Raw genomic sequence first — 22,364 nt, forward strand, 5'->3', positions numbered from 1 at the left:
GCTGTCTCTCACTTATCTTCCAACGCGGCAAATTCCAGTGTCAGTGTCCAGAGGCTACATAGCGGAGAAATTTCTCTTCCGCCAGCGCGCGGAAATTCGACGTCACTTCATCAGAACACTCTTCGGACTTAACTGCCTCGATGATCCAGACAGAGGGATATCCTTCGGTAACACTCCAACCTCCATGCTGCTCCAGCCCTTTGAGGCTTTCATCATCGCTGTCGCCATAGTCATAGAATCCCCGCAACGTAAGACCGCATGCTGCGATCAATTGCTCAAGCATATCTTTAGAGTAGAGAAACTGATGCCCCCAGCCGTGGAACGCGCGATTGATGGCAAACGTTTCATTCATCTTGGCATCGACGCCAGCATCATTAAATTTGAAATGGGTTTTAAGCACCCACTCAACGGAAGGCGTCGTCAGCCGCAAGGCACCACCATGTTTGAGGGCCGCGCGGGAATGGGTTAGAAAGTCAATGGCATCAGAAAGTGACAAATGCTCCAAAAAGTGCTCGCCATAAACATAGTCGAGAACACCCCTCCAAGGCCAAACCTTCGTAACATCCATTACAGCATCTATACCGGGAAACGGTCGAATATCGACATTCCACCAATCTGGCTTGATATTTTTGGGCCCACATCCTACTTGAACGCGCGCAATTCCACCTTCTTCAATAGGGGAAAGCTTTTGACCAGACACAGGTGACTCCCAGAATAAACCAAAAAAACAATACCGCACACTTTGAAACAACCCGTTCTAACAGAACTCGTTAAACATTGCTTCAATTTTCGAGAAGATAACTTGGGCACGCGCCTCGAAGCTATGCTCCTGTATCACCCTAGCTGACACTGCTTTCACCTCATCCGGGTCGAACTGTGCCTGTCTCATTCTCTCCACACTTAGCTGGAAACTACCCGCGTCCGTAAAGCAGGCGATACCTGGGCCAAAGAGCTCAGTCATGTCGGCTACAGAATCCGAAACCAGTCGCCCCCCACATGCGGCCACATCAAAACACCTATTGGAAATAATGCCGTACTTGCGCATGGACTCCCAATGGTCATTCAGGATTATCGCACCGCTGCGATAAAGGGCACCAAGCGCCTTGTTATCAACATACGTGGACGTCACCCTCGATTTACCGATAAACTGCTCCCACCCACCTCCATATATGGTCAGGCGGTAGGAATAATCGAGGGCATACCTCACAGCGTCGCGGTAAACCCCTCTCGAATTACCTACAAAAAGCAAATCTGTATCAAGTGTAGCCGCCTCACCTTCCATATTAAAAATATCCGGGTCGGTGCACTGAGGTAGATAGCTGATATTTCCGTCCCCAGCATGACGATCAACGATGACCGAAGATGCGGAAAAAACGTGATCAAATTCCCTAATTTCCTGATCGGTTATCTTGTCAGGATGGCTGATCAGCCACATGATATTAAGAGCATATTTCGCTGGCTTAAAGCGCTCTAAACCACGCAACACAATATTCACATCATCTTTGATAGTTGTAGGAGCATACCACTTGTCCAAACAATCCACTCGTGCAATTACCCCAAGTTTCTCCAGTTGCCGCGCGAGAGAACATGCAAAGTGGTAGTCACCCCATGTATGGCAGACCTTGTCATTCGGCGCTGCAATTTTGATTGCGACACGTAATTTGAACTCCTTCCGAGCCGAAAATATCTCATCCAATTTTGCTGCGCGTTTAGCATAAGTGTGTTCTGAAACAACAATCTTCTGTAACGCCTGCACTGCGCCAACACGACTATCTTCGTCTTTGAGGTAGCCGTTTATCATATCGGTAAGTTCAAAGCTTGTTTGGTAGCTAGGACAAAGGTCTCCAAATAACTCGCTTACCCCAATGCTCCCATTGGTAATTGGCAAGGCTCCGCCGGCTATGGCATCGAATACACGGCTGTTGACCGAGCCCCAACGGTTAGTGACATGGTTGGCATCATCAACCAGCACTTTGCTGCTCGCATAGACGGAAGGCATTTGATTGTAAGACACGCTGCCCGCGAGGACAGATGAAAAGAAACCCGCAGCATCCCAGCCATGACCAAACACTTTGGTCTTACCCTTGATCTTCTCAGGCCGCAGACTTTTCATTATCTTCCGCGGCGCACCGAAATAGCTGCCCGTGAAACATACGTCGCAACGGAAGTCCTCTCTCGGCTCAGCGTTCGAGAAGGCCTCATAATTGGTCGCTATAGGAAACAGACGTACTGGCGCGGAGAAACGTTCTTTCAGATATTCAACAGCCTTGCTACTGCTCGCCAACCACATATCGTAACATTGCGCCCACGGATGGGAGGCCCAACGGTCCACCCAGTTACGGGCCCAGGCGATCAGTTTCGCATGAGGCGATAACTGCTCAAAGGCGCCGACGTTCACGCCGTCGATCATAACAATGATATAGTCAAGCGAACGCAGATTGTATTTGGGCTCTTCGGCGAGTTCGCGACGATCCATAAAGAGGATGTCATATTTCCCTAGCTTATTGAGTTCTCTAGCCAGCTCCAGCGCGGTATAATAATCTCCCGCTGCGGTATTATCTGCAATTTCACTTACAACAAATGCAATCTTACTCAAACGGCCTTGCTGCTTTTCTGCTAAATCTGCCTCTGGCCAACGTCTTGCGTGCGCAATTCGCCGCGCATGCAATCGATCAAACAACATCTTGTTTACATTGATGGAGCCGCCCACGCGATGAACGGCGCTGGTGGTGCGAGTAAACCCACGCATATGAAGTAGAGACACCGTATTGTCCACATAACACTGTAGCGAGGTGTTGGACGTCACCCTCAAGCACAGATCGATATCTTCGTATCCATAGAAGAAGCGGTTGTCAAAACCACCAACTTCCTCAAACACTTCTCGCCTTATAGCCAGCGCAGCACCCGTTACAGCAGGTACCGCGTACACACCATTCTCAATACCTCTTACCGCCGGCACCATACGTGCCTCAAAGGGGCAGTAATCACTACCTGCCCAATCGATGAATACGCCAAGATGCTGTATGATATCTTCAACGCCAGCACCAAAATTATAGTCCCGCAATTGAAAACCCAAGACACCGACCTCTGGGCTCCCCAGAACGTTTACACACCGACTGAAGATATCCTCCGTCAACACAACATCATTGTTGAGAAAGAGTAGATTCTGATATTTGGCGCATTCGGCGCCAAAATTATTAGAGTTCGAGAACGAGAAGTTTTCCCCTCTGTTTATATATCGAACCGGAAAATATTCTGATGCTTCCTCAAGTACTTTTTCCGTATCATCCTGCGAGCCGTGGTCAATAACGATGATCTCGAATGGCACAACCACCTCAATCCCCTTAATGCTATCAAGCATCTTCCTAAGGAGGCTGCCGCCGTCAAGATTGACAACAACAACGGAGAGGCCCTCGTCCCCAACACGTTCCGGCACCACGTCAAGGGCATGGAGAAAGTTGACGACAGATCCAATCTCCGCCTTGAGAGAAAACATCGGTTTTTGTCTAATAGTTCTGGGCTCTAATAGCGCGGCATCGGGCCATGAGGCTTCGCCTACACGCAGCTCGACGTAGCGTCCATCCAGCAGGTTCAGAGGCAAGTCGTAATCAAACCCGACATAGCCCGATCCCCCATGCCTGCTTTGCACGTCACGCCGCAGTTTATGAGTGATCGCCGTGCCTATAACTTCCCCGTCTGCAGACAGTTTGGTCAATACCGGCGCGTCGTCCTTGCCTTTCGCCCATCCACGTACATATCGGTCGTTCTGTTCATCGACAAAAAACATGATGTCTTCTGGGGCATTTTCTGTGCTAAGCTCTGGGATATTAAGGACTGCCCGCCGAGATACAACCGCACCACTCTCTGACATCTTCTCTCTGACGCGCACGATGGACGTAGGTATCATACAGTCCGTATCTTCTACAAAAACGGAGATATTTGCCTCAGTCAGGGGTTCGGCGCTCACGATCCGGGATTGGAAATATTGAACCTTTGCGGCATAGGAGATTGGATATGCCGCACCTATATCGCGCCCTTGATTTTTTATTGTGAGGTGCGTCCAGTCAAAGACACCGTGCCTATCCCTCACAACCGCAGCAATCGCAATTTCCTTATCATTCAAATGGGTTAACTTGCACTCCACGTCAACATGATCGAGCAAGGACGCTACACCTTTGTAAAGTACCTTATCTCGATCACCTTTGACGACAATCTCAATGTCTCCCGGCAAGCGAGGAAGCTCGACCTCATCAACTGACTGCGGCACCGGCACTGAGAGGCTGACCTGCTGATTCTCTGCAGAGAATTCGACCTTCAAAAGTGCGTGCTCGCGCTTCTTGGGTTGATTATTCTCAATACGTAATAAGCCAGCTGCAGTGACAGAGAAAAGAAACTCATCACAAGCCACATGCGAAGCGCGCTCAAGCTTCGCTGTCTCTCCTGGTTCAATACCCAGTGCAGCTCTTGGCAACAACTCATAATCGCTTTGAACAGCTTCGCCTAACTCCATCCCCAAGCTGCTATGGAAAAAATCCGCATACGCCCTTACGGCATCCGTCAGAACCATTGGCTTTACAACCGTGCTACCGGAGTCCGCAAAAACTGTGAAAGAATCCGCGCGTGTTACAGGACTGTCAAAATACTCTATGGATGCAGTGATGGGGCAAAAGTCAATCTGCGGCCTGTGCCCAATATAGCGGCCCACTAAATGGTAGTGAGCGAACGCGTCAATCTCAGGATCGATATCATAACAGGTGCGATAATATGCTTCATCAAACTGGTTGAGCACATGTCTCGGCGCCAACCCTGCGGCGAACAGTCCCTGTTGTGCCACTTTTAAGGCGGCTGGGGAGCGAGGAATACCGTACTTGCGGCCTACCAGCACATAATGCACCAGCGGTGAGACCACGCGATGTCCCCTAAAACCAAGGACTTTTTCATACTTGGCCTCATCAAAACCATCATACAGTTTGAGGCTACCTAGATTGGCGGGCGCTTTAAAATCCTGTTGATCCGCATGATCCAGCTCAGGTATGGCGTGCTTCAACTGCGTTAAGATGGCCGGTTCCGACAATGTAGTCTCGAGATTGATAAGAATTTGAATTCGCTCAAGGCGAGCATCTCCAACCCTGAACTGACCGCCCCCAATCATATCGGATATAAAAGACTCGAGAGCATCAGGCCGATGCTCATATTTCGCTTTTACCGCAGGCTTCAAGTCGAAGGGCAGGGCATTCGGAGCATGTTTCAAAGTCGCGTAGAATGCCTCAAGGAGGGACATATCTGAGGACTGCACTCCCAGATCACTAAGGCTTTGCAACATAGATTCTTTTTTTGCCCTGCGGCAGACAAAGTTATGTATAGCTGATAAATGTTTTTTTTCTTCGGTCCCAGCAGACATCAAATCACCCAAAACGTGTAAAATTTCATATCAAAAACGGCTTTTTAACAATGATATCCAGAAGCTTAACGCTCCTGAGGCGGACATCAATTGCGTCGCCGACAATACCACGGTCGGAGGAAAAATAGATTTTAGAGCAAGGCATTGACCGCATTAGCTTTATTTCATGGGCGCCCCCATTCATTAAGCGATGAGCCTCCCAGTTGTGCTCAGCGTCGTCTTCAACCGCCAAACTAAACGTAATCATTTGATCTCGGTCTAGGTAGGGAGGCACCCAAATTTGGATCGCTTCAACTATTAAACTCCCTATCATTTTCCAACATCCTTTACCGGTGACCCAATCGTCATCCCAGATGTCAGACTCCTCTCTGTTTAATTGCTGCAACATCCAAATTATTCCTGTTATCTCTTTGGGCGCCGGACACTAGAGCTGCCGTCTCCATTTGGTTCCCCAGCTGTCTGCCTTGGAGAAGCACTCGGATATGCTTTTTTTATAATGCCGTCTGAAAATTAGCGATTGATTACTTTCAATCCGCTCCATCTGTAAAGAACACAAATTCAACTGGCGATAGGTGTATCAAGTTTGACCGCAGGTGCAACGGTTTCGTCGCCGTTTTGGGCCCAACCGGCCCATTCCCTATTTATTTATAATGCCCAGCACCCTTTGCGCGCGCTCATCCCAGCTCATGGCGGCGACTGTTTGTGCCGACAAAGGCGGCATGGGCTTCCGATCTATAGCATATCTGGTCAGCGAATCGGCAAATTCATCGTCATTTGTGGCCACACAAACGGCGGGCATAATGCTTTCCTCTATATTGTCCACGTCGCTGCAAATCACCGGCAGGCCATGCGCAAGATAGCTATAAAGCTTGAGCGGATGCATCACGCGCGTCATCTCGTCATGCACATGCGGCATGATGCCAACCGTAAATTCTTCCAGATAAACGCCAAGGCCGGAATACGGCACCACGCCCGGGAAATGCACGTTGGGCATACTGGCGAAACTCTCGCGCACATCATCGGGCAACCCTGCGCCGATAAAGACAAAGGCGATGGAAGGGAAGCGCACAGCCATGCGGTGCACCAGCGGCCAGTCAATCCGGTCCCGGAGGTTCCCCACATAGCCAGCAATCGGCGCATCAATACCCGCGAGAAGCAGCGCACCCTCCGCCGGGCGCGCCAGCACCTGCGCCGTGTCCGCACCGTTCGGCACAATATGAATATCCCCCCGCACGAGCGGATGAAAAGCCTGTGCCAGCGGCGCACAATTCGCGATCACATGGTCCGCCAGCGGCAGGGTAATCTTGTAATTCTCATCCCAGCGCGTTTTGATCTCATCCGGCACACTGAAAGTGCGTTGGTCATCCACCAGGTCAACCACCACCTGCCTGAAACCGAGTGCCTGCTGCAACTCGGCAAAACCGGGCACCACGGGGCAGACCCACGCGGTCGCATTGCCGGGCACGATACCAAAGTCAGCCATCTCGCGCTGAATGAACGAGATATAAGCCGCCATGTCGGGTTCGGATGCCGCCCCGTCATAAATGTAGGTGCGGCAGCGCAGGCCCGCCTCGTCATTCGCGTGGAGATCTGACGCGACGGTTGTTTGCTGCACTTTGAAGTGCTGCGCCGAAAGGTCGTCCGACAGCTGCGACTGCCGGTGCAGCTTGGCCGCACTCATAGGCAAATCGAACCGCAGGATTTTCCGCACCTTGCCTGTACGCAAAAGGTAGCGCGGCAACAGGTCCGCGCGGCGGCCATAAAGCCCACAGTCATTCTGTTTCCAGAACCAGACGATATCTATCCCGCCTTCACCCACTTGGGCAGCGCCAGCTTTGGCGGGCGACACACAAGTACGGTAGAGCTGTTCTCCCAGCAAACACAGGTCAGCAAGAACTGCGGCTGGACGCGTTTCGCGCAATGCGCTGATCACACCGTCAAGGCGCGTGCGGTTAGCGTCTTCACTGAATTCTTCGCCGAAAGCTGCCAACAGCGGAGCGCGAGCGTCTGTCCTTTTACCCGCCAGTTCCTGTAACTGCGCAACAACGTTTGCGGCGCTGGTTTTGATCACAGCCCCACGCTCGATCAGGTCCAGAAGCGGCGGTACCGGCGTTGCCAGCACCGGCACACCGACAGACAGCGCGTCTGAAATTTTGGCCGGTATCTGGTACTGCGCGATTTCGCTGCCTTCGTCCTGCAGCAGTACTACCGCGTCCGCGCCGGCCATCACCTCTTGCAAATTGCCAAGGTCTACGCCGTCATGCCAGGTGATGCGGGCGCCCATGCAGGCATCAATGCGTTCGCGTTGCCGCGCATCCACCTGCCCCGCGAACAGATGCAGGCTGATGCCACGGTCGGGGCCAGCCGCATCAAGCGCCTGCGCCAATGCGAGGACACCCTTGTGCCTCCTGATAGTGCCGACAAAAAATACCGCGAAATCATCATGCGCGATGCCAAGCGTCGCCCGGCTTTTCGTACGCGCATCATCTAGGCCACCCACATCCACACTTGGCCGCGCGTGGCGAATGATGGTGCCGCCGTGCAAGGCCTGCAGCGCCGGATTTGATACGGTGACAGCATCAGCGCCCTTTATGGCCGCATAGGCCAATTTGGTGGCAGCGGCACCAAATGGCTCCGCCAACACAGCTTGCAAGTTGACGTTACTAACATTCCTCAGCGCTACCGGATCAACCGCCCCCGCAGGGTCGATGCCCTCAAAGAAGGAGAGCTCATTGTCATCAATATCCAGGATAAGTGGGCAATCGCCCTCCTCGGCCATCATCGCGCCCAGCAGAAGCCCCGGCAGCCGCGGCTTACACACATAGACAAGGTCGTAGCGTTCAGCCTTCGCCAGCGCAAACGCCTGCGGGTAAAAATCAGCATAGGTTGCGCATGGGAACGACCTGACCTTGAGACCGAGCGACCGGATAGGCCCCCAAAGCGCACCGCCAAACTGTTCCCAACGCGAGCCGACAAGCTCTACGTCCCAGCCTTCTTCAAGCAGGCGATAAAGCACATAGGCCCGCCCTGCGGGGTTGTGACCCAAGTCCCAGCACACCACAGCCGCGCGCTTGGTGCCACCGCGCGCCTTTGGTGCATAGGCGCTGGTGCCCGCATGGTAGCGGGCCAATAGCTTGTCATTTCGCACGGCGCGACCTGAAACTGCATCAGTCGCTTCCTCGACGTCGATGCCTGCGAGCACTACACCGAGTTGCCTCGCGTCACCACCTTCCAAGCGCGATTCAGGCGCGCAAGTGATCTCGATAAAGCCATACTGCCGCCCCTCGGGGATATCGACCGTCACGCGGGTTATGCCGTCACGCGCAATAGTCACATCGGCGAGGATACCGTCGCCGTCCACAACTTTTAGTGCCTTGGGTCCGGGCGATGCCGCGCTTGCAGGCAAATAAAATTCGAACGTAATGGTCGCAATACCGTCATGCTGTATCACGGACCGAGGCGCCAGCCAGTCGTCCTCTTCCCGCCCGGCAACCCAACGCGCCCAGCCTTGCGGTGCATCTTGATCCTCGATAGGCAACGCACCACTTGCGCATACACTTGGCGCACCTGTGCGGATAGTGAGCGGAAGCGTGTGCAACAGTGAGGCCGCGCCAGGCACTTCATGATGCGCGCCATCAACGCTCACGAAATAGGTATCGCTTTCGGGAACATACAGCAGGGTCGCGGCAGATTTTGTGGATTGCGGGTAAATCTGGCGCGGGTTAAGCGCCGCATCCCAATGTGCCCCCAGATCCCACCAGTTCGTTGTTGTCTGCGCCGCAGCCATGCCCTGTCCGATTGTTTGACCCCGCCCCGGCGGGTATCTCCCTTCTAAACCATAAACAATTTCAGCTTACCAGCATAAGTTTGGCGGCTTGATGTTGCGCTTTGCCACCTTGGGGCGCTACACAGGGAAGGCGAAAGATCAGGCAGGTAAAGATCCAGAAATGGCAAAAAAGCTCTTCCTTCACATTGGCTTGCATAAAACGGGCACGAGCGCGATCCAGCATGTGCTCTATCATGCTCATGATGCGCTGAAGGAGAGGGGTATTCTCTATCCCAAGTCTGTCGCGTGGGATGACCATTCACACCACAGCCTTATGTTCCCTTTCTGGCGCGATGAGGATTTCACGCCCGAGTTCGACAAACTGCAGGATGAAATCCGCCGCTCCGGTTGCGATACCGTGATTGTCAGCTCCGAACTGTTCCCGAACGCCTACCAGCAACGTACATTCCCTGCGCTTTGGCAAAGTGTCAGCGCGCTGGCGGATGATGTTGAGGTCATTATCTACGTCAGGCGACAGGACCGGCTTGCAGCTTCTGTTTTCAAGCAGTGGTGCAAAAGTGACGACCTGAAACTGGCAATGAGCCCCAAGGACTTCATCGCCGAAGCCTCCCGCATCAACATGAATTTCGAGAGTTATTGCGCTGGGTGGTCAAAGCCCGAGGAAGTCAGCAAACTGCACTTTCTTTCCTACGACCATGAAAAGCAGGACCTGATCGGCAGCTTCATGGAAATCATCGGACTGCCGCGTGATTTTGCCGGAACTGGCGCTGCGGTAAGGGCCAATCCCACGCTCGATGGCGAACAGCTGATTTTCCGTCACTACTTTAACGGCTTCGACCTGCCACAAGAGCTGAGCGACGCACTGCTGTCGTACCTCCTGAACCAGCTGTCACCGCGCCCGGTATTGGACATCTTTGATACTGAAACGCGGCAGACATTGCTGCAAACCTATGAAAAATCGAACGCGGCCGCATTTGGGACCCATGCCCCCGACGTGGGCGGTTTTGATAACCGTATGGAGGAGAGCGGCCACCGCTTCCGCGCTCCCACCACCCCCGAAGTACTGGATTTTTTCCTCAAGCTGTCGCAGTTTGACAAACGCTTGGCAGCGCACCTGTTTGACCATATTAAAAAGGCGCGTGCGCCGTATGCCGCACTATAGGGGGTATTCATGGTCGAAACAAAATTGCTGACAGCGGAAGAGCGAGAACGCGCGCTGACCTATTTCGACCCAGCGTGGTACGGCCGCACCTATGAGTTCGATGGTCTTGATACCAAGGCGCTTGAAACACATTTCCTTGAAGAAGGCGTTTGGGAGGGCAAGAACCCCGGCCCTCTTTTCAGCGGCACTGTCTACACTGAGAGCAACCGGCATGCGTTTGACCATGTAGGCCTGCCGCCGCTTGTGCATTATGTGCGCCACGGCTGCCATGAGCGGCGGAAACCGAACCCGCTTTTCAACCCTCATGTCTATGCCTACTTCCTTGATGCGGCTGAAAGCATCGCCGATCTGTTTGCTCATTTCCTTGATAGCGTGAAGCGCGGCGCAAGCCCCACCTTCAGCACCATTGTGCCCGCAGGCTTCGCAGCTGACGCTGAGGGCATCGACCACGCGGAGGCCTACACCCGCCTCTTTGACCCGGAAGCGAGCCTCGTCGGCCTGTTGCCGCGCTGTGTATTCCGGCCCAATTTCTACCGCCGCATCGCGCGCGAACGGCGCTGGGCAAATGAGCTGTTCGACTATCAGTTGGGTGGCTGGCGAAAGGGCTATGACCCCCACCCGCTGTTCGACAGCAGCTTCTATCTGGAGATGCTGGAAAAGTCGGAAACGCTCGACCATTGCAGCCTTGAGAATATGAGCCCGCTTGAGCATTACGCCGAGCACTGGGCAGAAGCGCCGAACCCGTCGCCGTTTTTTGATTCTTCCTACTACAATCACGTCGCCAACCTACCGGAGACTGACTACCGCAACCCGCTTGAGGCCTTTTGCGCCATGGACCCGCGTTTCAAGCGGGTCTCCCCACACCGCAAGGTGAATTTCGCTGCCCTCGGCCACAGCGTTCAGGACGGCCTTGTGGGTGACGGCAAGCCGTTCGAGGCCGGCAGCCTTGTGGCACTTCTATCTTCGCTTCGTCTTGAAGGTATGCACCGGAAAGCGCCGGTTGCGGCAAGCGCAGACCCAGAACTCAGCATCCTTGTGCTGAACTACAAGAACCTTGAGCATACGATCCTGTCGGTATATCTGGCCGCGCGCGATGCTGAAGATATCGCGCATGAAATCCTGGTGCTGGATAACGGCAGCGGCAACTGGGACCTGCACCAGCTCAAGCGCTACCTGGACCGTATCCCGCACGTTCGCGTCATCGGGTCGGAGCGCAACACATACTTCGGCGAAGGCAACAACCTGCTGATTGACGAAGCGCGCGGCAAATATCTGATGTTTCTCAACAATGATGCCTATCTGGGCAAGGGCACATTGGCGGCACTCAAAAAAGTGCTCGACGAAGATACCAGTTGCGGCATGACAGGACCAACCTTCCTGTTCCCGAACGGCGTCATTCAGGAACAAGGCGGCCGCGCTGAAGACAGCGGTGAAACCGCGCAGCTTCTCAAACACCTGCCCTATGACCAGTTTATTGCGCAGCGCGCCCAAAGCGTCCCCAGCAAGGTGTGTGACTATGTCTCCGCTGCGGGGGCCATGACACGCGCCGCGCTTATCCGCGAAATTGGTGGCTTCGACCTCATTTTTGAACCCTTCTTCTTTGAGGACACCGACCTTTGCCGCCGTGTGCGGGCAAGCGGGCACAGCGTGCGTGTATGCACAGATGCCGTCACCGTGCATCTTGAGAACACATCAACACGGGATTTCCTCGGTGATGGTTTCTCCTCACAGGTGATGGAGAACAGGCGCAAATATGCCAGCCGCTGGTTTGACCGTGATGAGGCTAGCCCGCCCCCACGCGCCAGCAGCAATATTGACCGCTTCCTGCCCCGCGACAGCGGTAAACCGCGTGCCCTTATCTACACACCATTCGCGCTATCCCTTGGCGGCGGCGAACGCTATATCCTCTCAGTCGCGGCAGCGCTCAGCACTGATTATGACGTCATCTTCGCCACGCCGTGCGCGACCAGCCGCACGCGGCTTGCCTTCGTGATGGACGATCTTGGTGTTGCGGGTGACTTCACCCTCACGCACTGGGACCGTGTGGACCTCAGGCAGGACTATGATCTCTTTGTCGCTATGGGCAACGAGATTGCACCCACGGTAAAGCCCGTTGGCAAACGCAATATCTACCACTGCCAGTTCCCGTTCCCGCTGCACAGGGTGGAGGGCCGCAGCATAGAAAACCTGAACGGCTTTGACGAGATTGTCGTCAATTCCGCCTTCACCAAAACCCACACCGAAGCGCAATTGGGCGCCTACGGTTTTGCGCATATCCCTGTGCATGTCATCACCCCACCGGTGAAAGTGAACACCGACAAGGGAGCCGCGCTTTACCATACTGACGAGCTTACGCTCGCCACCCTCGGGCGTTTCATCACGCGGGAGCATATGAAACGGCAGGATGTGGTGCTTGAAGCGCTGTGCAAACTCGAGGGCCGCAAGGGTACTATCGAGAAAGCCTATATCGCTGGTGGTCTATCAAGCGACAGCGACGACGTTGCCTATTTCGAGGACCTGAAAGCGAAGGCGCCCCGTTTTGTGAGCGTTGAGGCTAATGTCGCCCGCCACCGGCTTGAAGCTATTTTGAAGCGCGCGAGCCTTTATATGCACGCCACCGGCTTTGGCATCAGCCCTGCCGCGCATCCGCACTATATGGAACATTTCGGCATCACCATTATTGAGGCCATGTCCTACGGCTGTGTACCTCTGGTGTTTGACGGCGGCGGCCCGGCAGAAATCATCCGTGACTGCGGTGTGGGCTATACCTTCACGACGGTTCCAGAAGCTATTGACCGCATTATTGCCTTCTCGGCACTGCCGGAGGCGGAGCGCCAGACCCTCGCGGTGAAAGCGTTTGAAGCAGCGCAGCGCTACAATGAAGCGGCGTTTGCGACCGCATGGCGGGAACGGGTGAAAGCAAAATAACGCTACACAGTGGGCGGCCTATAGCACAAAGTCCTCACGTGCGAGCGACAGGTTGCGGTTGAAATAGCGGTCAACCTCCACATCCGTTCCCCACTTGGCCTTCAGTGCGGCCGCCTCACTCAGATAACGCTCTCGTTTCGCGCCCTTGAGGTCCTTGCCGCGTGACTTGCTCTCATAGTGGAACAGCACCGCGTGCGGGTGGTAGAGGTTGTCATATCCCGCAGCCTGAAGCTTCAGGCACAGGTCCACATCGTTGAAGGCCACTTTGAAGGCTTCCTCATCAAGGCCGCCAACTTCTTCGAATTTCGATTTCTTGACGATCAGGCAGGCCGCCGTGACCGCGCTCACATACTGGCAAAGATGCGCGCGGAAAAAGTACCCAGGCTTTTTGGCCTTGAGCATACGGTGCCCATGGCCTGCAAGGCCGCCCATGCCGGTATAAACACCTGCGTGCTGGATACGGCGGTCGCCGTACAGCAGTTTTGCGCCCACCGCCCCCACATTATCACGCATTGCCTGTGCCAGCATTTCATCAAGCCACGTGGGTGTAATCACCTCAGTATCATTGTTGATGAGGCCGATATATTCCCCTGCCGCCTGCGTGACAGCGAAGTTGTTGATGGCGGAATAATTGAATGGGCCGGGGTAATCGATCACGCGAACTTTTGGATGTTTGCTGATATTTTTCAAAAACTTGAGCGCTGCAGGTTTGCTGCTGTCGTTATTGACAATCAGGATTTCAAAGTTGCGGTATTCGCTTTTATGCAGAATGCTGCTGACGCAGTTTTTGGTCAGCCGCTGCATATCGCGCGTGGGGATAATGAGGGACACAAGCGGGCTGCCGCTGCCATCCATCAAGCGGCGACGCGGCCGTATATGGCCAAACTCGGCCACTTCGAAATCCACATTGTCGCCAAGGCCCGCAAAGCTGCGCAGCACCTCTTCATGGTTCACGCCGTGGGTAGACGGACGGACCGAATTGGGGCCAATGAACCGTTTCACGTAGCGGTGATACAGCACCTCAGGCACATGGGCCACCTCACCTCGCTGTAGTGAGGCACCAAGCCTCAACAGCAGACCATAGCGCGTTTTCCACTGTGCCAGTTCGCCCGTGCCGGGCGTAACCATGTCTGAACGAACAAGGCTCAGCCCGCCGACATAATCACAGGAAACCAGTAGTTCCGGGTTCCAGCCCGGTTTGAAATGCGAATGCCGCCGCACGGACTTGCGGTTGATCTGGTCCTCGTCGCAATACATCAGTGCCGGGCTGGCTTTCGCCGCACGCGCAAACCGGTAGAGCGCCTGCTCTGCCAGTTCATCACCCTGCTTGAGCCAACCGACATAGGCGGCCTTGCTCACTGCCGCGGCAACGTCCGAAGGCACTATCACCTTAACACGCCGGTCTTTTACTTCTTCCAGAAGGCTTTTATCGTCGCAGACAATAGCAAGCTGCCAATTCTCATGAAATTGCCCACGCAGCGAGCGCACCGTGCGCAGGATCAGTTGCTGGTCTGGCTCGACCCCGACGGCGCACAGCAGCAGGAAACGTGGACCTTTGTCGCCTTCTGCTTCAATTTCGGCACGGATGCGGGCGCGGTCGTCTTCGCTCAGGCGAGCATTTTTCTGCAACCACTTCTCATAGCGGTAACGTTCATCCTCAATAAGCACGGAAAACCGGTTGCGCGCGCGCAGGCGCTTACCGCACAACAGCCAGAAGAAGGCTGTAAGGCTGCGAAGCGGGTGCAAAAGCGCCGCACGTATCCAGAGATAAACTAACCTCACCGTCCGTCCCTTATGAAGGTGTCCTGCCAGAACTGTCGCTGCGCGGCCAAATCGTTCAAGGTGTCATAGTGGGCGCACGCCCCCTCATACACGCTTTGAAGCACCGCAGGTGCCGCAAGGATTTCTTTCAACCTCTCAGCCCATGCACCGGCATCATCAGGGGCGAGGAATGCAGTCTTGCTGTCGGAAAGCCCACGCGCCTCCGCCCACTGAGCGGAGTACATAGCCGGGCAGCCTGCCAGTGTATACTCCAAAATCTTGTTCACGGAACGCGCGGCATTGAAGGGCGTATCAACAAGCGGATAGAGCCCGAGATGGAAACGAAAACCGGGCAGCGCACGTTTGTACCCCGCCCAGGTTTTAGCGCGCATGCGGTGCACACGGGCGTGGCCGTCAAGTGTGGCTAGAAGTGGTGCATTGCCAAAATAGTGAAAATGGGAATGCGGCACAGCCGCCAGCACTTCCTCAAGCACAGGGATAAGAAAACTGTACCCTGCGCCGTGGCTGCCGGTGCCGAGATGCACCATATCCACCCTTTCCTGTGCGCGCGCCAGATGCTTCCCTGGCTTCAGCCTGCCACGCCAGGCCGGGTTCATCACATGAGCCTGGGTTCCTGCAGGCAAGCTGTCTGCGATCACCTGCGCGCTTGTAACAACAAGCCGCGCGCGGGCGAGAATATCCTTGTAAATACCGCCCCTTAGCCCTTCAAGCCTGCTGCGGTAGGCATCAGGCAAGCTGCTGTCGTGGAGGGCTTCAAGGTTATCGTCAATCAGGTAAATGATCTCAGCATCCGGCTCCGCAAGCACCGAGCGCACCAGCGCCTCATGGTCACGGCGGATGATGAGGAAACGCTTGCCAACACGGAACACATTTGCCCCAAGCCGCCGCACCGGGCCACGCCGCCATGGCCGCGCGACCAGATTGCCGCAACTGTTCAGGAAATAGAGGTCCGTCGTCGGGATGGGGGCATAGCTCAGCACGGCTCGGCTCGCCCTGCATCACACCAATATTCCCGCGTCACCATCATGGCTGTTCCCGGCGGCAAAAACCGCTGCTTCTGTTTGTCACAAATTGCACAAATCTTCCGTTCAGCCTTTGTAAACCGGTTATTCTTGGTTATACAAGGCGGGCATTTTTATAAAGAACATACGGGACGTTCATGCTTATTGAAGATACCCAGATTCCGGACGTCAAAATTCTGACGCCCAAGCGCTTCGGTGACGATCGCGGATTCTTTTCCGAAACCTTCAACAAGAATGTTTTTGACGCGGCTGTACCCGGCCAGACCTTCGTGCAGGACAACCACTCGCTCTCGCGCGATGTTGGCGTGCTTCGTGGCCTGCATTTCCAGCATCCGCCGTTTGCGCAGGGCAAGCTGGTGCGCGTCATCTCCGGTTCCGTGCTTGATGTAGCCGTGGATATCCGGAAAGGCTCACCCACGTTCGGGCAGCATGTAGCTGTCACCCTGAGCGCCGAGAACTGGCAACAGCTCTGGGTGCCCGCAGGCTTTGCCCACGGTTTCTGTACCCTTGAGCCTGACACCGCCTTTTTCTACAAGGTGACCAATTTCTACGCCCCGGACCATGACGCCGGCATCGCCTTTGACGACCCGGACCTCGGCATCAACTGGCCGGTGAACCGCGACACTGTCACCCTTTCCGGCAAAGACAAGGAATTGCCACGGTTGAAGGATATCGACAGCCCGTTCGTCTACGGCGAAAACTCTTGAGGATTTGAAGATGAAGATAGTTGTTACAGGCGGCGCCGGTTTTATTGGGTCCGCAGTTTGCCGTCACCTCGTGCGTGACCTCGGCCACACTGTCATCAATGTGGACAAGCTCACATACGCTGGCAACCTAGCAAGCCTCAAGGAAATCGAAGACAGCCCGCTCTACCATTTTGAGCAGGCGGACATCTGCGACCGCGCAGCCATGGACGCTATTTTCAGCAAGTACCAGCCGGACGGCGTGATGCACCTGGCGGCGGAAAGCCATGTGGACCGCTCGATCACCGGCGCGGCCGACTTTATCCAGACCAATATCGTCGGCACCTTTGTGCTTCTTGAAGCCGCACGCGACTATTGGAATGGCCTGACGGCTGAGGCAAAAGCCGCCTTCCGCTTCCTCCATGTCTCCACCGACGAAGTGTACGGTTCGCTTGGCGCGGACGGCCTGTTCCATGAGACCACGCCTTATGACCCAAGCTCGCCCTACTCCGCCTCCAAGGCATCGGCGGATCATCTGGCCAATGCGTGGCACGAGACATATGGCTTGCCGGTTGTCATCTCCAACTGCTCGAACAACTATGGGCCATACCATTTCCCGGAAAAGCTTATTCCGCTTGTGACGCTCAACGCGCTCGACGGCAAGGACCTGCCAGTTTATGGCGACGGCTCCAACATCCGTGATTGGCTGTTTGTCGAGGATCACGCCAAAGCGCTCTTCATCATCATGACGACAGGGCGGCTGGGCGAAAAATACAATGTGGGTGGCCGCAACGAGCGCACCAACCTGCATGTTGTTGAAACCATCTGCGACATTCTTGATGACCTGCGCCCGGGCAACCGCCCGCGCCGTGAGTTGATCACCTTTGTGACCGACCGCCCGGGCCACGACGCCCGCTACGCGATTGATGCTACAAAGCTTGAAGATGAGCTTGGCTGGCGCGCGGAAGAAAATTTCGAGAGCGGCATCCGCAAAACCATCGAATGGTATCTGGATAACGAATGGTGGTGGGGTCCCCTGCGTGACGTTGCAGGTGAACGCCGCGGCCTGTTGAAGAAATAGGCCCAACCCATGACCCGCATCTTTGTTGCAGGAAAGTCAGGCCAGGTCGCGCTGTCGCTTCAGGAAGCAGCAGCCGAAGACAGCATTGAGCTCGTCTGCTTTGGCCGCCCTGAGCTGGATCTCGCCGCACCTGAGATCAATGCACAACTGATTCGTGACTTCGCGCCAGACGCCATCATCAACGCGGCAGCCTACACGGCCGTGGATACCGCGGAAAGCGACGAGGTCACCGCGACCGCCATCAACGCGCACGGCCCGGCAGAGTTGGCCCGCGTTGCGCATGAGCTGAGCGTACCTTTCCTCCATATCTCCACCGACTATGTGTTTGATGGCGGCAAGGACGGCGCCTACACGGAAGAAGACACAGTCAACCCGCAGGGTGCTTACGGCCGGTCCAAACTGCGCGGGGAAGAAGCCGTGATGGCCGCAAACCCGGACGCAATGATCTTCCGTACCGCCTGGGTTTATAGCCCATTTGGCAAAAACTTCGTCAAAACCATGCTGACGCTCGCCGAATCACGTGACACGCTTGGTGTGGTCGCCGATCAGGTTGGAAACCCCACCTACGCGCCGGATATTGCGCGCGCACTTCTTGATGTTGTGGCCATCGTGACCGACCGCGATGCCGCTCGGAAATTTGGTGGCATCTACCATCTGGCCGGCAGCGGAACCGTCAGTTGGCACGGCTTTGCGAGCGAAACATTCAAACTCGGTCAGCAACATGGGCATCCGGTGCCTGTGGTGAACCAGCTCACAACAGCCGAGTATCCGACGCCGGCCAAGCGCCCGGCCAACAGCCAGCTTGACTGCACCAAACTGCAGGATACCTTTGGTATCACGTTGCCCGAATGGCAGGCCAGCCTCAAGGGCTGTGTCGACCGTCTGTTTGCAAGCGGTACCTTCGGCGCCAAGAAATAGAATATTGAGGGGAGCCCCATGAAAGGCATTATTCTCGCAGGTGGGCTGGGTACACGGCTCTATCCCATCACGCGGTCACTATCGAAGCAGCTGCTGCCGATTTACGACAAGCCGCTTGTCTATTATCCGCTGACGACCCTGATGCTCGCTGATATCCGCGAGATTTTGATCATCTCCACACCGCATCACCTGCCGCTCTATGAAGACTTGCTTGGTGACGGCAGCCAGTGGGGACTTGAGCTCAAGTATGTCGCGCAGCCGGAGCCCAAGGGCCTAGCACAGGCGTTCCTTCTGGACCCTGACTTCATCGGCAACTCGCCTTGCGCGCTGGCGCTCGGTGACAATGTGTTCTATGCCGCCGGCCTTACCGAACACCTGCAACGCGCAGGCAAAGTAACGGACGGTGCCTATGTATTTGCCTACCCCGTGGGCGACCCGAGCGCCTTTGGCGTGGTGGAAATGGATGCGAACGGCAAAGCCATCTCGATTGAAGAGAAGCCGAAAAACCCGAAAAGCAACCTCGCGGTCACGGGTCTGTATTTCTACGACAAGCAGGTGGTGGATATCGCCCGCAATGTGCAACCAAGCGCGCGCGGCGAGCTTGAGATCACCAGCATCAACGACCATTACCTGCGTGAAGGTAAGCTGAATGTGGTCAAGCTTGGTCGGGGTACGGCGTGGCTTGATACCGGTACAGTGGATGCCATGCTGGCCGCCAGTAACTTTGTGCAGACCATCGAGGAACGCCAGGGCTTCAAGATCGCCTGCCCGGAAGAAGTCGCATGGCGCAAAGGCTTCATCACTGGCGACCAACTCGCTGCCCTCGCAAAATCCTACAAGAACAGCTACGGCAAATACCTTAGCCGGATTATGAAAGAGCAGTACTAAGCCTGGTCACGCTGGAAGCAATCCACAGTAAGCAATGAAGAATTGGAACGGTCGGCACCTAGCCGGCCGTTTTTTTATGCCTGAATCCGGGCACGCCGGCCCTGCTGCACCGCATATGCGGCTCCGGACAGAAACAAGAACCAGCCCGTTGCAGCACAACACGCGCGCCGCTTTGCGATGACCGGCGCTGCGGTGATAGGGTCAGCTACTACCCCATAACGAGCACAAAAAAACGGACCGATTTTTGTCGGTCCGTTCCTTGGGAAAACAAAAGGGGGAGCCAGAAGGCTCCCCCAGTTTTCTTGGTGCTTACATTTAGTAGGCTTAGAGCTCGATCGCCGCAGCGATTTCAGCAGCGGATACACCGACCACGAAGATGGTGTTACCGGTTGTCGTGCTCAGGAGCACACCTGCTTCACCGTTCAGGGTCGAGTCTTCCGCGTCAAGCTCAGCGAAGTTCGAGACCATGCCGTTCAGGTCGAGCGTGTCTTCGTCCACGTTGAAGTCGTAGACAACGTCGTTGCCGTGACCGGTCGTGAAGTCGAAGGTGTCCGCACCATCGCCGCCCCAGAGAGCGTCATCATCCGTGCCGCCAACGATGAAGTCATCGCCGTCGCCGCCGTTGATGGTGTCGTCGCCTGCGCCACCTGCGAGGGTGTCATCGCCTGCATCGCCGTTCACTTCGTCGTCGCCTGCGCCGCCGTCAACATCGTCGTTGCCTGCGCCACCGGATACCACGTCGTCGTTGGCACCGCCCATAACTTCGTCGTCGCCTGCGCCACCGTCGAGCGTGTCGTTGCCAGCATCGCCAGAGAGCGTGTCAACACCGTCACCGCCGTTGATCCAGTCGTCGTCGTCGTTACCGGAGAGGTCGTCGTTACCTGCGCCACCCCAGATCGTGTCGTCGCCTTCCTGGCCCCATACGGTGTCGTTGCCTGCGCCACCCCAGAGGGTGTCTTCGCCTGCTGCGCCGTATACGCTGTCTGCGCCGTCGCCGCCGTAGACTTCGTCATCACCGGCGTTACCGGATACAGCATCGTTGCCTTTGCCGCCGAAGATCAGGTCGTCGCCGTCACCACCACGCAGCGTGTCAAGACCGCTGTCTTTACCGCCGTAGATCGTGTCGTCGCCAGCGCCTGCAGTCACGTCGTCGTTGCCGTCGCCCGCACCGATCACATCGTCGCCGTTACCAGCTACGATCGTGTCGAGGCCTGCGCCTGCCCAAACAACCGAGTTGCCACCACCACCAACGGTGATGTCGTCGTTGCCGTCGCCACCGTATACGGTGTCGGAACCCGTGCCGGTATCAACCGTATCGTCGCCTGCACCAGCACCGATCTCGTCGTTGCCCGTACCGCCCGAAAGGCTGTCTGCACCTGCACCGCCCCACAGCTTGTCGTTGCCAGAACCGCCCATCAGGCTGTCTGCACCGTTGCCGCCGTTCAGCGTGTCGTCGCCGTTACCACCGGTCATCGTGTCGTCGCCATTGTTACCAATGAAGCGATCGTCGCCGTTGCCGCCGTTGAACGTTTCTGCGTCTGCGTCACCCGTGAGGGTCGAACCGCCTTCAGCAGCGTCATAGACCTGGTCTTCCGTAACCGTCGTCTCAACATCCATCGAAACCGTGATGTCGTCGTTCGCTACGTTTGCGAGCGTGATCGAGAAGCTGTCTTCAACGTCATCGTTCTCGTTCGCAAGGTCTTCGTCAGCCGTGAAGATAACGCTGTCGAGGTTGCCGTCGCTGTCGGTATCGATAACCGTTACAACGCCGTTGTTTACTGCAACCGTGTCACCGTTCGAATCAACTGCCGTGCCATCAACTTCCGTGATGCCCCACTCAGCGCCGTAGGTGCCCGTGGTCACGAGGTCAGAGTTGGCAGCGTCCCAAACCAGAACGTCGTCGTTGTAGTTCGAGCCAGTTGCATCGTCGCCTGCGTCTGCAGACAGCGTGTGCGTGTAGCCGAAGAACACGTCGTCGTCACCGGTGATGTCGATCGTGACGTTGTCAGCTTGAAGGATTTCTACGTTTGCGAGAACGTCGGTGTTGCCGTCGCCATCAGTGTCGATAACCGTACCGTTAGAGGTTACGTCAGATACCGAGTTGATTTCGTCGTCGATGATGAAGGTGTCATCACCAGCACCGCCGTCTACGCTGTCACGGCCAGAGCCGTCGTAGATTACGTCGTCGCCGTTACCAGCGTCGATCATTTCTACTGCAGAAGCAGAAGAAGCAAGACCCGGGTCCAGCGTGTCATCGCCTTCGCCACCGATCAGGGTGTCGTCGCCGTTACCGCCGGAGATGTCGTCAGCGTCGTCGCCGCCGTCTACCGTGTCGTTGCCGTCGCCGCCGGTCAGAACGTCTGCACCGCCAGCGCCATAAACTTCGTCGTTACCAGCGCCGCCGGAGACAGTATCGTCGCCAACGTTACCGGAAACTGTGTCATTGCCGTCGCCGCCGGAAACGCTGTCATTGCCATCGTCGCCAACTACGCGGTCATCGCCTGCACCGCCGGACAGAACGTCATCGTTCGCGCCGCCGTCTACAGTGTCGTTGCCATCGTCACCCGAAAGGGTATCGTTACCCGTACCACCCGAAATCTGGTCGTTACCGCCGGCACCCGTGTAGATGTCGTCAGCGTCCGTACCGAACATCGAGTCGTTACCGGTCGTACCGAACTCAATATTTGTAGCCATAGTGTTCCTCCTAAAAGC

The 22,364-nt window shown here is 55.7% G+C and carries 13 protein-coding genes; 6 read left to right on the forward strand and 7 right to left on the reverse strand.

From position 1 onward, the window contains the following. Nucleotides 1–40: 40 nt before the first annotated feature. The 4 genes from B150_RS21560 to B150_RS0116125 all read right to left on the reverse strand — a co-directional run bounded on the left by B150_RS21560 (nucleotide 41) and on the right by B150_RS0116125 (nucleotide 9,188). On the reverse strand, nucleotides 41–700 hold the full coding sequence (locus B150_RS21560; protein ID WP_040565490.1) for a class I SAM-dependent methyltransferase: 660 nt from the start codon (nucleotides 698–700) through the stop codon (nucleotides 41–43). 57 nt (nucleotides 701–757) lie between these two features. Continuing rightward, the gene (locus B150_RS0116115; protein ID WP_081611503.1) at nucleotides 758–5,401 is read right to left on the reverse strand and encodes a glycosyltransferase family protein; all 4,644 of its coding nucleotides are present in this window, start codon (nucleotides 5,399–5,401) and stop codon (nucleotides 758–760) included. A gap of 25 nt (nucleotides 5,402–5,426) precedes the next feature. Next, complete coding sequence (locus tag B150_RS0116120) at nucleotides 5,427–5,789, reverse strand: hypothetical protein (protein ID WP_020400983.1); 363 nt, start codon at nucleotides 5,787–5,789, stop codon at nucleotides 5,427–5,429. 249 nt (nucleotides 5,790–6,038) lie between these two features. Then, nucleotides 6,039–9,188, reverse strand: coding sequence for a glycosyltransferase (locus B150_RS0116125; RefSeq protein ID WP_026168437.1), 3,150 nt, complete (start codon nucleotides 9,186–9,188; stop codon nucleotides 6,039–6,041). A gap of 160 nt (nucleotides 9,189–9,348) precedes the next feature. On the opposite strand from B150_RS0116125, the gene B150_RS0116130 reads away from it, so the two are divergent. Beyond that, nucleotides 9,349–10,350 (forward strand): sulfotransferase domain-containing protein, encoded by a 1,002-nt coding sequence (locus B150_RS0116130; protein ID WP_020400984.1) that lies wholly within the window; start codon nucleotides 9,349–9,351, stop codon nucleotides 10,348–10,350. Between the two features lie 9 nt (nucleotides 10,351–10,359). Then, nucleotides 10,360–13,278, forward strand: coding sequence for a glycosyltransferase (locus B150_RS0116135; RefSeq protein ID WP_020400985.1), 2,919 nt, complete (start codon nucleotides 10,360–10,362; stop codon nucleotides 13,276–13,278). Between the two features lie 18 nt (nucleotides 13,279–13,296). Here the strand turns inward: B150_RS0116135 and B150_RS21565 are convergent, their stop codons facing one another. Together B150_RS21565 and B150_RS0116145 are read right to left on the reverse strand one after the other, a co-directional pair. Further along, a complete protein-coding gene (locus tag B150_RS21565; RefSeq protein WP_020400986.1) occupies nucleotides 13,297–15,060 on the reverse strand; it encodes a glycosyltransferase family 2 protein in 1,764 nt (587 codons plus the stop codon). Further along, nucleotides 15,057–16,040, reverse strand: a complete 984-nt coding sequence (locus tag B150_RS0116145; RefSeq protein WP_020400987.1) for a glycosyltransferase — start codon at nucleotides 16,038–16,040, stop codon at nucleotides 15,057–15,059. The genes B150_RS21565 and B150_RS0116145 overlap by 4 nt, the downstream gene beginning before the upstream one ends. 179 nt (nucleotides 16,041–16,219) lie before the next feature. On the opposite strand from B150_RS0116145, the gene rfbC reads away from it, so the two are divergent. The 4 genes from rfbC to rfbA are packed head-to-tail and all read left to right on the forward strand — an operon-like array spanning nucleotide 16,220 to nucleotide 19,652. Beyond that, nucleotides 16,220–16,789, forward strand: a complete 570-nt coding sequence (gene rfbC, locus B150_RS0116150; protein ID WP_020400988.1) for a dTDP-4-dehydrorhamnose 3,5-epimerase — start codon at nucleotides 16,220–16,222, stop codon at nucleotides 16,787–16,789. A gap of 10 nt (nucleotides 16,790–16,799) precedes the next feature. Further along, entirely contained in the window at nucleotides 16,800–17,846 is a 1,047-nt protein-coding gene (gene rfbB, locus B150_RS0116155; protein ID WP_020400989.1) for a dTDP-glucose 4,6-dehydratase, read from the forward strand. A 9-nt stretch (nucleotides 17,847–17,855) separates the two neighbouring features. Next, a complete protein-coding gene (rfbD, locus tag B150_RS0116160; protein WP_020400990.1) occupies nucleotides 17,856–18,764 on the forward strand; it encodes a dTDP-4-dehydrorhamnose reductase in 909 nt (302 codons plus the stop codon). A gap of 18 nt (nucleotides 18,765–18,782) precedes the next feature. Continuing rightward, nucleotides 18,783–19,652 (forward strand): glucose-1-phosphate thymidylyltransferase RfbA, encoded by an 870-nt coding sequence (gene rfbA / locus B150_RS0116165; RefSeq protein WP_020400991.1) that lies wholly within the window; start codon nucleotides 18,783–18,785, stop codon nucleotides 19,650–19,652. A gap of 324 nt (nucleotides 19,653–19,976) precedes the next feature. On the opposite strand, the gene B150_RS0116170 is transcribed toward rfbA, so the two are convergent. After that, nucleotides 19,977–22,346 carry a calcium-binding protein gene (locus B150_RS0116170; RefSeq protein ID WP_020397809.1) on the reverse strand — a complete coding sequence of 790 codons (2,370 nt, stop codon included), beginning with the start codon at nucleotides 22,344–22,346 and terminating at the stop codon, nucleotides 19,977–19,979. Nucleotides 22,347–22,364 lie beyond the last annotated feature (18 nt).

The sequence above is a fragment of the Kordiimonas gwangyangensis DSM 19435 = JCM 12864 genome, from assembly GCF_000375545.1.
Taxonomy (GTDB): domain Bacteria; phylum Pseudomonadota; class Alphaproteobacteria; order Sphingomonadales; family Kordiimonadaceae; genus Kordiimonas; species Kordiimonas gwangyangensis.